The organism is Phytobacter sp. V69 (genome assembly GCF_965644215.1).
Lineage (GTDB): Bacteria > Pseudomonadota > Gammaproteobacteria > Enterobacterales > Enterobacteriaceae > Phytobacter.
Map to the genome: position 1 here is coordinate 1 of NZ_CBFFRL010000052.1, position 13,962 is coordinate 13,962.

Sequence of the window (13,962 nt, forward strand, 5' to 3'; positions counted from 1 at the left end):
AGTCATGATAATAGGGCCTTCTGATTAGAAGGCCCTATTATCAATGATTTTTATCCTCGTGACGACACTATCTAGTAATGATGTGTTCCCCGCGCGAGCGGGGGATAAACGCAAATAGACAGCCGAAAAGCCAAGATGACAAAGTGTTCCCCGCGCGAGCGGGGGATAAACCTATACGCGCCAGCGAGTAATGCTGGGTGAGTGCGATGAGTCACGCATGATCGGTGTTTCGGGGCAACTGCTTGCTCCGGCGTTGTGTATTGTCGCGGGGGCATCCGGGGCAGCGGCGTTCAGTGCAGGTATCACGCAAAGCCAGTTTATTGTTGCGATTAATAACCATCCCGACGCGCCTGTTTTTGCTCAGGCAGACGTCGGGATCGTAGCCGAATGGCAGCCCGCGCTGGAGGCGCTGGCACAATGCTACGGGCAGGCTGTCAGTTAAGTTTTTTTGCCAGTTTCCAGACATCAATGTTGGTGGTGGAGAGCGCCGCTACCCCGGCATTGATGGCATTGCGCGCATCTTCTTCATCGCACACCAGGCCGCCAGCAATCAGCGGCTGATGGATTTTCTCCGTGACCCATCCCAGCACTTTTGGCATGCAGCCAGGGAGGATCTCAATACAGTCCGGGTTTGACTGCGCAACTTGCTTATCAATGTTGTGGAATGAGATGGAGTCCACGATAAACAGACGGTGGATGCAGAAAAAGCCTTCGGCACGTGCCGCTTTCAACATGGACGCTTTGGTACTGATAATTCCGTCAGCTTCGGTGACCAGGCGCAGAAACTGAATGACCACTTCTTTGTTGGACGTTCCTTCCAGCAGATCGACATGGATAAAAGCGTATTTTCCAGCCTTTTTAATTTTCTGCACGATCCCGGTAATGGTGCAAATGTTGCCATACAAAATGGAGATGAACTGGCAGTCGGAATCAATGGCCATCTGCAGGCTGGCATTGTCCTTCACGGCGGCGATGACCGGGTTTTGTCTGAGCAGGTGTAATAAGGGCACAGCGATTCTCCATTAACCAAAGCGATAGATAATGCCAAAACCGGACGCCGGGTAGCCCCAACGTTCCAGAACCTCTGGCTGACAGAGCAGACGGCAGGAACCGCACTCCAGACAGCCGTGAAAATCAACCTCAAGCATTCCGTCCGCCGTCTGGCGAAAGAGTCCCGCCGGGCAGACGTGGATAAGCAGCGCCATCTGTTTTGCGTCGGGATGGGCGACGGGGATGATGTGCGACGATGTCGCCGGACGCCAGGCGTTACGCGCAAGTGCGGATGGGGTTACAGGCATCGCAGACTCCTCAAAATGTCAGCGGCCAGATGACGCATGCCGTGCTTGCGGGCGTTGTGCCATAAAAGTTGCCACAATGGTGGTGTGGGTGAGGATTGCACATTCCACAGTGCGTGACTGAGATCGCGACATAAATCTGGCCAGCGCTGATACCACCCCGTGCGCTGCAGTAGCGACGGGTGCGCCTGATAGCGCCGTAAGACGGCCCATAGCGTGCTCCGTTCCAACTGCTGATGATAGTCCGAAAAGAGACTTGCTTTGGTGGTGTTCTGGCAAGCTGAAATGAGGGTTTGTGCTGCCGCTTGCGCACTGAGAATCGCGAGGTCCATCCCCCGGATGGTAAAGCCCGTATTGACGCAGGCACCCAGTGCATCGCCAATTAATAACCAGCCATCACCGCCTTTCTGCACGGGCATGGCATTAACACCGCCTTCCGGCACCAGATGCGCGCCATACTCGACACTTTCGGCATGGCGCAATAACGGACGCAGTGCCGGGTGGCGTTTAAGGTTCGCCAAAAGCCCGGCTGCGGCTGTGGTCTGATTGCCCAATGACGCGAGCGGGCAGACAACGCCGAATGACAGTGTTTCCTGATTGGTATACAAAAACGCGCCGCCGGGCTTATTACCGCAGACACCGCCGCTGAAAAGCCAGGCCACTCCCTGATTGCCTTCCAGGTGAAAACGCTCCTCAATGAGGCCGCGATCGAGGGCCATTACCTCTTTGATGCCTAATGCCATTGCGTGGGGGGAGGGACGAGAAATGAGCTGGTGTTGCTCGGCCAGCAGGCTGTTTGCTCCTTCGGCGAGGACGACATAGCTGGCGGTGATGGGTTCACCTTCGCAAACCACGCCGCAAACACGCCCGCCAACAAGATGCAGCTTCTCGACGGTGACGCTGCTTAATAGCTGCGCGCCTGCAGCCTGCGCCGGTGATGATAATGTCATAATCGTCAGCCATTTAACGCTCCTTTCCCTTGAACTCACTATCCTGACACAGGTGCGGGAAAGGGGCGTTGACTGACGGCACAGAAGCGGAAAATTACTCTCCGCGGTAGATACACCCGGCGGTGCAGGTCTCTTTGATCATCACGGCGCTGAGCAGCGGCACGACGGGTTTCAGCTGATCCCAAATCCATTTTGCCAGCACTTCGCTGGTCGGGTTCTCGAGGCCTGGGATATCGTTGAGATAGTAGTGATCCAGACGATCGTAAGTCGGCTTGAATGCCGCCTTGAGCTCAGCAAAATCCATGATCCAGCCCGTATGCGGATCCACCTCGCCGGTGATCTCCAGACGCACCATAAATGAATGGCCATGAAGACGACCGCACTTATGTCCGGCAGGAACATGCGGCAAATGGTGGGCGGCTTCAAACATGAAATCTTTAAATAACGTGGTGGACATACTGGACTCTCTGACTGACTGAAAAAACCGCGGCATGGTAGCCCAGATGACCTTTTTTAGCATTAACTAAAATCGGCAAAAGTGATTAACCGCTACGTTTTATCGGGGTGATTATATTTTTCTATTTTAAATCAATGAATTAGTTAATCTATTTTACTGTTAAAAACTATAAGTAAAAGCGGTTAGTCCTTTTGGTTATTTATTATTTCCAACCTTTCTTTAATTGTTATTATTCCCGCCGTTAACCTTACTTTCTCTTCTGTTTTTAGCACGCTGACAGGGCGTGAAAACAGCTTTGCTTTACTCTACATAATTTGTGTTGCAGGAAGGCGGCAAGCGAGCGAGTCCCGATGAGCTTACACCGGTAAGTGATTCGGGAGAACGAGAACAGCCAACGCTTCTGCAGCATGAAGTATGACGAGTATTACTGGAACATAACGACGCATGACGACTCAGGTCCCACCTTCCGCTTTGCTTCCGCTGAACCCGGAGCAGCTGGCACGCCTTCAGGCGGCCACAACCGATTTAACTCCCACCCAGCTTGCCTGGGTTTCTGGCTATTTTTGGGGCGTGCTGAACCAGCAGCCTGGCGCGGCAGTGGTAGCCGCAGCGCCTGCGGCGGTTGAAGCCCCAACCATTACGCTACTCTCCGCCTCGCAAACCGGCAATGCCCGTCGCGTGGCGGAAGCACTGCGTGACGACCTGCTGGCAGCAAAACTCAACGTCAATCTGGTGAGCGCGGGCGACTATAAATTCAAACAAATCGCTAACGAAAAACTGCTGGTTGTTGTTGCCTCCACGCAAGGGGAAGGGGAGCCGCCGGAAGAAGCCGTCGCGTTACACAAATTCCTGTTCTCGAAAAAAGCGCCGAAACTTGATGGTGCCGCGTTCGCTGTGCTGGGCCTTGGCGATACGTCCTATGAATTTTTCTGCCAGGCAGGCAAAGATTTCGACAGCAAGCTGGCGGAATTGGGTGCTGAGCGTCTGCTGGATCGCGTCGACGCAGACGTTGAATTCCAGGCCGCTGCCGCTGAATGGCGCGCACGCGTCGTTGAAGTACTGAAAGCCCGCGTGCCGAAAGAGACGCCGGCCCAGGCCGCTATCACGGCAACCGGTGCGGTGAATGAAGTTTTCTCCAGCCCTTATACTAAAGAAGAACCGCTGACCGCCTCTCTGGCCGTAAACCAGAAAATTACCGGCCGCGATTCTGAGAAAGATGTTCGCCATATCGAAATCGATTTGGGTGATTCCGGCCTGCGTTATCAGCCGGGCGACGCGCTGGGCGTGTGGTATCAGAACGACCCGGCGCTGGTGAAAGAGCTGGTTGAGCTGCTGTGGCTCAAAGGCGATGAGTCTGTCAGCGTTGACGGTAAAACCCTGCCGCTGTCCGAAGCGCTGCAGTGGCATTTCGAACTGACGGTCAACACCGGCAACATCGTGGAAAACTATGCCACCCTGACCCGTAGTGAATCACTGCTGCCGCTGGTGGGCGATAAGGCCAAATTACAGCACTACGCGGCAACGACGCCGATTGTGGACATGGTGCGTTTCTCTCCGGCACAGCTGGATGCCACTGCGCTGACTGGGCTGCTGCGTCCGCTGACGCCGCGCCTCTACTCCATCGCCTCTTCGCAGGCCGAAGTAGAAACCGAAGTGCACGTCACTGTCGGTGTGGTGCGTTATGACATCGAAGGCCGCGCGCGCGCGGGCGGTGCGTCGAGCTTCCTCGCCGATCGCGTGGAAGAAGAAGGCGAAGTGCGTGTGTTCATCGAACATAACGATAACTTCCGTCTGCCAGCCAACCCGGAAACGCCGGTCATCATGATTGGGCCGGGTACCGGTATCGCGCCGTTCCGCGCTTTTATGCAGCAGCGTGCGGCGGAAGGGGCAGAAGGCAAAAACTGGCTGTTCTTCGGCAACCCGCACTTTACCGAAGATTTCCTCTACCAGGTTGAGTGGCAGCGTTATGTCAAAGAAGGCGTGCTCTCGCGCATCGATCTGGCCTGGTCTCGTGACCAAAAAGAAAAAGTATACGTACAAGACAAACTGCGTCAGCAAGGCGCGGAACTGTGGCGCTGGATTAATGACGGTGCCCACATTTATGTCTGCGGCGACGCCAATCGCATGGCGAAGGACGTTGAGCAGGCTTTACTGGACGTGATTGCCGAATTTGGCGCGATGGACGCCGAAACGGCGGACGAATTTTTAAGTGAGCTGCGCATAGAGCGCCGTTATCAGCGAGATGTCTACTAATGAGCGAAAAACACCCTGGGCCTTTAGTGGTCGAAGGCAAACTGGTTGATGCCGAGCGCCTTAAACTCGAAAGTAACTACCTGCGCGGCACGATCGCAGAAGATCTCAATGATGGTCTTACCGGTGGTTTTAACGGTGATAACTTTCTGTTGATCCGTTTCCACGGTATGTATCAGCAGGATGATCGTGATATTCGTGCCGAACGTGCGGAGCAGAAACTTGAACCGCGCCATGCAATGATGCTGCGCTGTCGCTTGCCGGGCGGGATTATCACCACCAAACAGTGGCAGTCGATCGATAAGTTTGCGCAGAACAATACGATTTACGGCAGCATCCGCCTGACTAACCGTCAGACCTTTCAGTTCCACGGCATTCTGAAAAAGAATGTGAAACCGGCGCACCAGATGCTGCATGAGGTGGGGCTGGATGGACTGGCTACCGCGAATGACGTGAACCGTAACGTGCTTTGCACCTCTAACCCGGTTGAATCGGAATTGCATGCGGAAGCGTATGAATGGGCGAAGAAATTATCTGAGCATCTGCTGCCACGCACCCGGGCCTATGCTGAAATCTGGCACGATGCGGAGAAAGTCGCGACCACGGATGAAGAGCCGATCCTCGGTAAAACCTATCTGCCGCGTAAGTTCAAAACGACGGTCGTGATCCCGCCGCAAAATGATGTGGATTTGCACGCTAACGACATGAACTTCGTGGCGGTCGCTGAAAACGGCAAACTGGTTGGTTTCAACCTGCTGGTCGGCGGTGGCCTTTCTATCGAGCATGGTAACAAAAAAACCTATGCCCGTACGGCAAGCGAGTTTGGTTTCCTGCCCGTTGAGCACACGCTGGCGGTAGCCGAAGCGGTGGTGACGACTCAGCGCGACTGGGGTAACCGTACCGACCGTAAAAACGCGAAAACCAAATATACTCTTGAGCGTGTCGGTGTTGAGACGTTCAAGGCGGAAGTTGAACGCCGTGCCGGTATTAAATTTGAACCGATCCGCCCGTATGAATTTACCGGACGTGGCGATCGTATCGGCTGGGTGAAAGGCATCGACAATAAATGGCACCTGACGCTGTTTATCGAAAATGGTCGTATCCTCGATTATCCGGGGCGTCCGCTGAAAACCGGTCTGCTGGAGATCGCGAAGATCCACAAAGGTGATTTCCGTTTGACTGCGAACCAGAACCTGATTGTTGCCGGTGTGCCGGAAAGTCAGAAAGCGAAAATCGAGAAAATAGCCCGCCAGAGCGGCCTGATGAATGCCGTGACGCCACAGCGTGAAAACTCGATGGCCTGTGTGTCATTCCCGACCTGTCCGCTGGCGATGGCTGAAGCCGAGCGCTTCCTGCCATCGTTCATCGACAAAGTGGAAGAGGTGATGACGAAGCACGGTGTGGGCGATGAGCACATCGTGACGCGTGTGACGGGCTGCCCGAACGGCTGTGGCCGCGCGATGCTGGCGGAAGTCGGTCTGGTGGGCAAAGCGCCAGGGCGTTACAACCTGCATCTGGGTGGTAACCGCATGGGGACGCGTATTCCGCGGATGTTCAAAGAGAACATTACCGAGCCGGAAATCATCTCTTCACTGGATGAACTGGTCGGCCGCTGGGCGAAAGAACGTGAATCGGGTGAAGGCTTTGGTGATTTCACCATCCGTACGGGCATTATCCGCCCGGTACTCGACCCGGCGCGCGATCTTTGGGATTAAGCTAATTTGACCTCGATCTGTTCCCTCGCCCCCTTTGGGGAGAGGGTTAGGATGAGGGGAAATTCATAAGTGAGGAACCTATGTCCGTACTCGATCTATCTGCCCTGAATGCGTTGTCGAAAGACGACCGCACGCTGGCGCTGGCAGAGACTAACGCCCAACTGGAAGCGCAAACCGCAGAGGAACGCGCGGCCTGGGCGCTGGAAAATCTGCCGGGTGAGTATGTGTTGTCGTCCAGCTTCGGTATTCAGGCGGCGGTAACCCTGCATCTGGTGAATCAGGTGCACCCGAATATTCCGGTTATCCTGACGGACACGGGTTACCTGTTCCCGGAGACTTATCAATTTATTGATGAGCTAACGGACAAGCTCGGACTGAATCTGCAGATTTACCGTGCGCCACAAAGCCCTGCCTGGCAGGAAGCGCGCTACGGCAAACTGTGGGAGCAGGGCGTTGAAGGGATTGAAAAATACAACGAAATCAACAAAGTTGAGCCGATGAACCGGGCGCTGAAAGAGCTGAACGCGCAAACCTGGTTCGCGGGCCTGCGCCGTGAGCAGTCCAGTAGCCGTGCTAACCTGCCGGTGCTGGATATCCAGCGCGGCGTTTTCAAAGTACTGCCGATTATCGACTGGGATAACCGTACGGTGTATCAGTACCTGCAAAAACACGGTCTGAAATACCACCCGCTGTGGGATGAGGGCTATCTGTCCGTGGGCGATACGCACACCACCCGCAAATGGGAACCCGGCATGGCAGAAGAAGACACCCGTTTCTTCGGCCTCAAGCGCGAGTGCGGCCTGCACGAAGGCTGATTTTTGGTTTTTCAATAAAGAGATAAGACAAGCGCCCGGCTAACCACCGGGCGCTTTTTATTTATGAGGTGAATGCGATTGGGTGTGTTGGTGAAATGAGAGATGGCACAAGGTGTGATTTTCTTTAGTCAGTAAAATCAAAGGATTACTGCTCTTAAAAAATACGGAAAAGTTGGTAGGATTTTTGGTGTGGTAATTATTGTGTTAATTCAATAGGTTGTATTTAGAGTGTTCCCCGCGTCAGCGGGGATAAACCGCGTTGTTAGCAAAGACAACGCTATCATCACCAGTGTTCCCCGCGCCAGCGGGGCTTCTCTTATTCCTCCACCCCAACCCAACCCCCATGTCCGATTCCGGACACTTTCCCCCGAGATGATTCTGCTATCGTATTTGCGCCATTCTGGATGGCGTCAACTCAATAACCTCAGGGACATCATGATGAAAAAGATCGCGCTGGCGGCGCTGCTGATGAGCGTTTCCGTCTCCGCTTTGGCGGAAACCGAAACCTGCAAACAATACTTCACGGAAATGGACAGCTTCATTCAGGAAGCGTCGAAACATGAAGAGGCGAAAGCACACGTTGATATGCTGAAAACCCAGCTAACAGAAGGCAGAAAACAGCTTGAGAGTTATCCGGTTGAACAGCAGGATGCCGGTTGCAAACAAGGCCTCGAAGCGATGAAACAGTTAAACGCCTCACTGGGCATCAAAAAACAACAAAAAGGGAGCCCTGGCTCCCTTTCTTGTCTTTATGCATGGCAGATTTACTTTGTCCCCGCCTTCGCCAGCTCTTTCACTAATGGCAGCATAATGCGCACCACGTCGCGGCTGCGGCGGTCGATTCTCCCTGGCAGGGCCTGATCGATATGCTGAATATTATCCAGCTTGATATCGTGCCAGCTTACGCCGTCCTGGAAGGCTTTCGATTTCGCGCGTTGCTGATAACCATCCTTTTTCCCCAACGCCCAGTTGGTAGCCTCGACGGACAGCACCGGAATACCGGCGTTATCGAACACTTCCGCATCATTGCAGCAGCTTGTTCCCTGCGGATAGGCAGGATTGAGGCCCGGATTAGTGGTCGCGTTAACGCCCAGATTACGGGCGATAGCCAGCGCCCGATCGCGGGTGAGCTTGCGTACCGATGCGGGGGTTTTCTTGCCGCTGTTGAAATAAAGGTTATCGCCAACGATAAGGTTATCGAGATTGATAACCAGCAGCGTGTGCTTTTTCTCTCTCTCGGTCATGCGGCTAAGTAAGTTTTCCGCACCAAGGCTGCCTTCCTCTTCACCACTGGTGGCAACAAAACGAATTCTGTACTCCGTCGGCACCGATTTCAGCTGTTCCGCCAGTTCCAGCATCACGCCGAGGCCTGCGGCGTTATCATCAATGCCCTGCAGCGTCAGGCCGCCAAGATTCTTATCCGTATCGGCATCGCTGCGCGGCGCATAGGTATCCAGATGCGCCATAATAATGATCTGCTGTGGATGCGTGCCTCCATGTGCGGCTATGACCGTACTGCCCGTCACGTTCTGCCAGTTTTGCTGATTGTTGCGGGCCGTCCAGCTGTAGCGGCTATTGAACTTGCGGATATCGCTCTGATAACCCATCTGGGCAAACTGCTGGCGAAGATAGTCCGCCGAGAGCATTTCGGCAGGCGTTCCTGTCATTCGTCCTGGAAAATAGGTGGCGATATGGCGCGCCTGATTGCTTGCAAACTCGCCGGGATGAGGTGCTCGTGCCTGAGCAGGAAGAATAAAGCATACGCCGAGCGCCAGGGCAGCAGCACGGAGGCGCAATGCGGAAAGCATAGAGAGTCCTTTTACGACAAAATTTTTACCGCGCTTAGTATGAAACTGTGACCCGGTTTACACAATTTCATTTGTTCTTAACTCTGCGAAAATGTGGTGGTTAAGCACTTTTTGGCATTTGTATTTTTGCCGCGTTATTCCTTTGCGGAACTACTCATTCCAATTCGTAATTTCATTCGTTCTAAGCTCCCCCCTATAGTCCCACTATTACTGGTTGCTAGTGAGTTGTTACCCTGTGGATTACCTGCCTTTATTTGCTGCCGTCAAAGACCGTCCCGTGCTGGTTGTCGGTGGTGGTGACGTTGCTGCACGTAAGATTGCGTTTTTGCGTCGCGCAGGGGCCCGCGTGCTGTTGGTGACAAAACACCTCGAAACGTCGTTACAACAGCTGGTGGATGAACAACATATTCACCTGTTAGCCGATGCGTTCAATGAATCGCAACTCGACAACGTCTTTCTGGTGATTGCGGCGACAGATGATACGGTGCTGAACCGCCGGGTATTTGATGCCGCTAACGCTCGTCATCGGCTGGTGAATGTGGTGGACGACCAGCCGCTGTGCTCGTTTATCTTCCCGTCGATTGTCGACCGTTCGCCGCTGCTGGTGGCTATCTCCTCCGGCGGCAACGCGCCCGTGCTCGCGCGACTGCTGCGCGAAAAAATTGAGGCGCTGTTGCCCGCTAATTTAGGGCGCATGGCCGAAGTGGCCGGGCGCTGGCGCAGCCGTATCAAGCCGTTTCGCAAAACTACCGATGAGCGTCGCCGTTTCTGGGAAGTCGCTTTTCGCGGTCGCTTTGCCAGCCTGATGGCAGCGGGTAAAGAGCAGGAAGCCGAGCAAGCGCTGGCGGATGAGTTAGAGAAACCGGGCAGCAGCACGGGCGAAATTATTCTGGTGGGAGCAGGGCCTGGCGATGCCGGGCTGTTAACGCTGCGTGGGTTGCAGGTTATCCAGCAGGCCGACGTGGTGTTTTACGACCATCTGGTGACCGACGGTGTCCTGGAGCTGGTGCGTCGCGATGCTGAGCTGATAAGCGTCGGTAAACGCGCAGGTTCGCACCTCGTGGCGCAGCATGACACTAATCGCATGCTGGTTGAGGCGGCCCGTGCGGGTAAAACCGTGGTGCGTTTAAAAGGCGGTGATCCGTTTATTTTCGGTCGCGGTGGTGAAGAGTTACAGGCGGCGGCAGCGGCGGGCATTCCATTCCAGGTGGTGCCGGGCGTTACCGCAGCCTCTGGCGCGACGGCCTACGCGGGCATTCCGCTGACTCACCGCGACTACGCACAAAGTGCCACCTTTGTTACCGGACATTACAAAGCCGACAGCGCGCCGTTTGACTGGTCGCAGCTGGCGCAAAGCCGTCAGACGCTGGCTATCTATATGGGTACGATGAAAGCAGCTCAAATCGGCGAACAACTTATCGCTCACGGGCGAGAAGCAAACACACCGGTCGCGGTGATTTCTCGCGGCACACGGGCTGACCAGCAGGTCAGAACCGGCACATTACAACAACTTGAGGAACTGGCGAAAGATGCGCCGATGCCCGCCCTGCTGGTCGTGGGCGAGGTGGTACAATTGCATCGCGAACTCGCCTGGTTTCAACATGCAACAGACTCAGAGGCGTTTGACGCTTCTGTGGTGAATCTGGCTTAGTCCTGACACAACAGGCTGCAACAATAACGCCTGTTGTATCAGGCCTTATAAGGAACGGTTATGGATCAAAAACGACTCACTCACCTGCGACAACTGGAAGCGGAAAGCATCCATATCATTCGCGAGGTGGCTGCCGAATTCTCTAATCCGGTGATGATGTACTCCATCGGCAAAGACTCCAGCGTGATGCTGCACCTGGCGCGTAAAGCCTTCTATCCTGGCACGCTGCCTTTCCCGCTGCTGCACGTGGATACCGGCTGGAAATTCCGTGAGATGTATGAGTTCCGTGACCGCACGGCGAAGGCCTATGGCTGTGAGCTGCTGGTGCATAAAAACCCGGAAGGGGTGGCGATGGGCATTAACCCGTTCGTCCACGGTAGCGCCAAGCACACCGATATCATGAAAACCGAAGGGCTTAAGCAGGCGCTGAACAAATACGGTTTTGACGCCGCCTTTGGTGGCGCACGCCGCGATGAAGAAAAATCCCGTGCCAAAGAGCGTATCTACTCTTTCCGCGACCGTTTCCACCGCTGGGACCCGAAAAACCAGCGCCCGGAGTTGTGGCACAACTACAACGGCCAGATTAACAAAGGCGAGAGCATCCGCGTATTCCCGCTCTCTAACTGGACTGAGCTGGATATCTGGCAGTATATCTACCTGGAAAATATCGAAATCGTTCCGCTGTACCTGGCCGCAGAGCGCCCGGTGCTGGAGCGCGACGGCATGCTGATGATGATCGACGACGATCGTATCGACCTGCAGCCTGGCGAAGTGATCGAGCAGCGTATGGTGCGTTTCCGTACCCTCGGCTGCTGGCCGCTGACCGGCGCTGTGGAATCCGAAGCGCAGACGCTGCCGGAAATTATTGAAGAGATGCTGGTTTCCACCACCAGTGAACGTCAGGGCCGCGTGATTGACCGCGACCAGGCTGGCTCTATGGAGCTGAAAAAACGTCAGGGATACTTCTAAGGAGCCGCCATGAATACCACCATTGCCCAACAAATTGCTGATGAAGGCGGCGTCGAAGCGTACCTGCACGCACAGCAGCACAAAAGCCTGCTGCGTTTTCTGACCTGTGGCAGCGTCGACGACGGGAAAAGCACCCTGATTGGCCGCCTGCTGCACGACACGCGCCAGATTTATGAAGACCAACTGTCCACGCTGCACAATGACAGCAAACGTCACGGTACCCAGGGCGAGAAACTCGACCTGGCGCTGCTGGTAGATGGCCTGCAGGCTGAACGCGAGCAGGGCATCACCATCGACGTGGCCTACCGTTATTTCTCAACGGAAAAGCGCAAGTTCATCATTGCCGACACCCCGGGGCACGAGCAGTACACCCGTAACATGGCGACCGGTGCCTCCACCTGTGACCTGGCGATCCTGCTGATCGACGCCCGTAAAGGCGTGCTGGATCAGACCCGTCGTCACAGCTTTATCTCCACCCTGCTGGGCATTAAACACCTGGTCGTGGCGGTGAACAAAATGGACCTGGTCGGCTTTAGCGAAGAGACTTTTGAGAACATTCGTCAGGAGTATCTGACGTTTGCAGAACAACTGCCGGGTAACCTGGATATCCGCTTTGTGCCGTTGTCTGCGCTGGAAGGCGACAACGTGGCCAGCCAGAGCGCCAACATTCCGTGGTACAGCGGCCCGACGTTGCTGGAAGTCCTTGAGACTGTTGAAATCCAGCGCATTGTGGACACCCAGCCGATGCGTTTCCCGGTGCAGTATGTTAACCGCCCGAACCTCGATTTCCGCGGCTTCTCCGGCACGCTGGCTTCTGGCAGTGTGAAAGTCGGCCAGCGCATCAAAGCCCTGCCGTCTGGCGTGGAGTCCACCGTTGCGCGTATCGTCACCTTTGACGGCGACCTGCAGGAAGCGCGTGCGGGTGAAGCGATTACGCTGGTGCTGAAAGATGAAATCGACATTAGCCGTGGCGACCTGATTCTGGATGCGCAGGAGAGCGTGCCTGCGGTGCAGCGCGCCTCCCTGGACGTGGTATGGATGGCCGAACAGCCGCTGTCGGCAGGCCAGAGCTATGACATCAAAGTGGCCGGTAAAAAGACCCGTGCCCGCGTCGATGCGATTCAGTACCAGGTGGATATCAACAATCTGACCCAGCGTCAGGTGGATGCGCTGCCGCTGAACGGCATCGGACTGGTCGATCTGACCTTTGATGAGCCGCTGACCCTGGATGCGTATCAGCAAAACCCGGTGACCGGCGGCATTATCTTTATCGACCGCCTGAGCAACGTGACCGTCGGGGCCGGGATGGTGCGCGAAGTGCATCAGCAGAATACCTCGGTGCCGTCGCAGTTCAGCGCCTTTGAGCTGGAGCTGAATCAGCTTGTCCGCAAGCACTTCCCACACTGGGGCGCGCGTGATTTGCTGGGAGGCAAGTAATGGCCACACACGATGAGAACGTCGTCTGGCATCCTCATCCTGTTACCGTTGCCCAACGCGAACAACTCCACGGCCACCGTGGGGTTGTGCTGTGGTTTACCGGGCTGTCTGGCTCCGGTAAATCCACGGTAGCGGGGGCACTGGAAGAGGCATTACATCAGCAGGGGGTCAGTACCTATCTGCTGGATGGTGACAATGTGCGTCACGGCCTGTGCAGCGATTTGGGGTTTAGCGATGAAGACCGCAAAGAGAACATTCGCCGGGTGGGGGAAGTCGCCAGCTTGATGGCGGATGCCGGCCTGGTGGTGTTGACCGCGTTTATCTCTCCTCACCGCGCCGAGCGTCAGATGGTGCGCGAGCGCGTAGGCGAGGGGCGTTTTATCGAAGTCTTCGTTGACACGCCGCTGGCGATTTGTGAAGCACGTGATCCAAAAGGGCTCTACAAAAAAGCGCGCGCGGGGGAGTTACGTAACTTCACCGGAATTGACTCGGTTTATGAAGCGCCGGAAACGCCGGACGTTCACCTCGAAGGTGAACAATTGGTAACAAATTTGGTGAGTCAATTATTAGACCTCATGAGACGGGACGATATTATCAGATCCTGAGACAGTGCCG

At 55.2% G+C, this 13,962-nt stretch carries 13 protein-coding genes and 1 pseudogene; 9 read left to right on the forward strand and 5 right to left on the reverse strand.

Going from position 1 to position 13,962, the window contains the following annotated elements; genetic code table 11:
• Positions 1-184: 184 nt before the first annotated feature.
• A pseudogene (locus ACSZPU_RS09595) lies at positions 185-442 on the forward strand (FAD-binding protein); the annotation flags it as partial.
• Here ACSZPU_RS09595 and ACSZPU_RS09600 read toward each other — a convergent pair.
• From ACSZPU_RS09600 to queD, 4 genes are all read right to left on the reverse strand, one after another.
• Positions 435-1,010 carry a glycerol-3-phosphate responsive antiterminator gene (locus ACSZPU_RS09600; RefSeq protein ID WP_498997970.1) on the reverse strand — a complete coding sequence of 192 codons (576 nt, stop codon included), beginning with the start codon at positions 1,008-1,010 and terminating at the stop codon, positions 435-437. The pseudogene ACSZPU_RS09595 and the gene ACSZPU_RS09600 overlap by 8 nt on opposite strands.
• 12 nt (positions 1,011-1,022) lie before the next feature.
• Positions 1,023-1,298 carry a ferredoxin family protein gene (locus ACSZPU_RS09605; protein ID WP_498997973.1) on the reverse strand — a complete coding sequence of 92 codons (276 nt, stop codon included), beginning with the start codon at positions 1,296-1,298 and terminating at the stop codon, positions 1,023-1,025.
• Positions 1,289-2,245: an FAD-dependent oxidoreductase gene (locus tag ACSZPU_RS09610; RefSeq protein WP_498997975.1), complete on the reverse strand. Its 957-nt coding sequence runs from the start codon at positions 2,243-2,245 to the stop codon at positions 1,289-1,291. The genes ACSZPU_RS09605 and ACSZPU_RS09610 overlap by 10 nt, the downstream gene beginning before the upstream one ends.
• A 94-nt stretch (positions 2,246-2,339) precedes the next feature.
• Positions 2,340-2,702, reverse strand: a complete 363-nt coding sequence (gene queD / locus ACSZPU_RS09615; protein ID WP_498997977.1) for a 6-carboxytetrahydropterin synthase QueD — start codon at positions 2,700-2,702, stop codon at positions 2,340-2,342.
• 444 nt (positions 2,703-3,146) lie between these two features.
• On the opposite strand from queD, the gene cysJ reads away from it, so the two are divergent.
• The 4 genes from cysJ to ACSZPU_RS09635 all read left to right on the forward strand — a co-directional run bounded on the left by cysJ (position 3,147) and on the right by ACSZPU_RS09635 (position 8,343).
• Entirely contained in the window at positions 3,147-4,955 is a 1,809-nt protein-coding gene (gene cysJ, locus ACSZPU_RS09620) for an NADPH-dependent assimilatory sulfite reductase flavoprotein subunit (protein WP_498997979.1), read from the forward strand.
• A complete protein-coding gene (gene cysI, locus ACSZPU_RS09625) occupies positions 4,955-6,667 on the forward strand; it encodes an assimilatory sulfite reductase (NADPH) hemoprotein subunit (RefSeq protein WP_498997981.1) in 1,713 nt (570 codons plus the stop codon). Before cysJ ends, cysI begins: the two co-directional genes overlap by 1 nt.
• An 80-nt stretch (positions 6,668-6,747) precedes the next feature.
• Complete coding sequence (gene cysH, locus ACSZPU_RS09630; protein ID WP_498997983.1) at positions 6,748-7,482, forward strand: phosphoadenosine phosphosulfate reductase; 735 nt, start codon at positions 6,748-6,750, stop codon at positions 7,480-7,482.
• A gap of 435 nt (positions 7,483-7,917) precedes the next feature.
• A complete protein-coding gene (locus ACSZPU_RS09635) occupies positions 7,918-8,343 on the forward strand; it encodes a DUF5339 domain-containing protein (protein WP_498997986.1) in 426 nt (141 codons plus the stop codon).
• On the opposite strand, the gene ACSZPU_RS09640 is transcribed toward ACSZPU_RS09635, so the two are convergent.
• Positions 8,247-9,290, reverse strand: a complete 1,044-nt coding sequence (locus ACSZPU_RS09640) for an aminopeptidase (RefSeq protein ID WP_498997989.1) — start codon at positions 9,288-9,290, stop codon at positions 8,247-8,249. The two genes, ACSZPU_RS09635 and ACSZPU_RS09640, sit on opposite strands and share 97 nt — an antisense overlap.
• A 235-nt stretch (positions 9,291-9,525) precedes the next feature.
• Here ACSZPU_RS09640 and cysG point away from each other — a divergent pair, with 235 nt between their 5' ends.
• From cysG to cysC, 4 genes are read left to right on the forward strand one after another with little or no spacing between them, the layout of a single operon-like run.
• On the forward strand, positions 9,526-10,941 hold the full coding sequence (gene cysG / locus ACSZPU_RS09645) for a siroheme synthase CysG (RefSeq protein ID WP_498997990.1): 1,416 nt from the start codon (positions 9,526-9,528) through the stop codon (positions 10,939-10,941).
• A 60-nt stretch (positions 10,942-11,001) separates the two neighbouring features.
• Positions 11,002-11,910 carry a sulfate adenylyltransferase subunit CysD gene (gene cysD / locus ACSZPU_RS09650; RefSeq protein ID WP_039077690.1) on the forward strand — a complete coding sequence of 303 codons (909 nt, stop codon included), beginning with the start codon at positions 11,002-11,004 and terminating at the stop codon, positions 11,908-11,910.
• A 9-nt stretch (positions 11,911-11,919) separates the two neighbouring features.
• A complete protein-coding gene (gene cysN, locus ACSZPU_RS09655; RefSeq protein WP_498997993.1) occupies positions 11,920-13,347 on the forward strand; it encodes a sulfate adenylyltransferase subunit CysN in 1,428 nt (475 codons plus the stop codon).
• Positions 13,347-13,952, forward strand: a complete 606-nt coding sequence (cysC, locus tag ACSZPU_RS09660; protein ID WP_498997996.1) for an adenylyl-sulfate kinase — start codon at positions 13,347-13,349, stop codon at positions 13,950-13,952. The genes cysN and cysC overlap by 1 nt, the downstream gene beginning before the upstream one ends.
• Positions 13,953-13,962: the final 10 nt, after the last annotated feature.

Bases quoted from the DNA above. Each gene is read 5' to 3' on its own strand.
- ACSZPU_RS09605 (WP_498997973.1), bottom strand. From the start codon at position 1,298: ATGCCTGTAACCCCATCCGCACTTGCGCGTAACGCCTGGCGTCCGGCG.
- ACSZPU_RS09610 (WP_498997975.1), bottom strand. From the start codon at position 2,245: ATGACATTATCATCACCGGCGCAGGCTGCAGGCGCGCAGCTATTAAGC.
- queD (WP_498997977.1), bottom strand. From the start codon at position 2,702: ATGTCCACCACGTTATTTAAAGATTTCATGTTTGAAGCCGCCCACCAT.
- cysJ (WP_498997979.1), top strand. From the start codon at position 3,147: ATGACGACTCAGGTCCCACCTTCCGCTTTGCTTCCGCTGAACCCGGAG.
- cysI (WP_498997981.1), top strand. From the start codon at position 4,955: ATGAGCGAAAAACACCCTGGGCCTTTAGTGGTCGAAGGCAAACTGGTT.
- cysH (WP_498997983.1), top strand. From the start codon at position 6,748: ATGTCCGTACTCGATCTATCTGCCCTGAATGCGTTGTCGAAAGACGAC.
- ACSZPU_RS09635 (WP_498997986.1), top strand. From the start codon at position 7,918: ATGATGAAAAAGATCGCGCTGGCGGCGCTGCTGATGAGCGTTTCCGTC.
- ACSZPU_RS09640 (WP_498997989.1), bottom strand. From the start codon at position 9,290: ATGCTTTCCGCATTGCGCCTCCGTGCTGCTGCCCTGGCGCTCGGCGTA.
- cysD (WP_039077690.1), top strand. From the start codon at position 11,002: ATGGATCAAAAACGACTCACTCACCTGCGACAACTGGAAGCGGAAAGC.
- cysN (WP_498997993.1), top strand. From the start codon at position 11,920: ATGAATACCACCATTGCCCAACAAATTGCTGATGAAGGCGGCGTCGAA.
- cysC (WP_498997996.1), top strand. From the start codon at position 13,347: ATGGCCACACACGATGAGAACGTCGTCTGGCATCCTCATCCTGTTACC.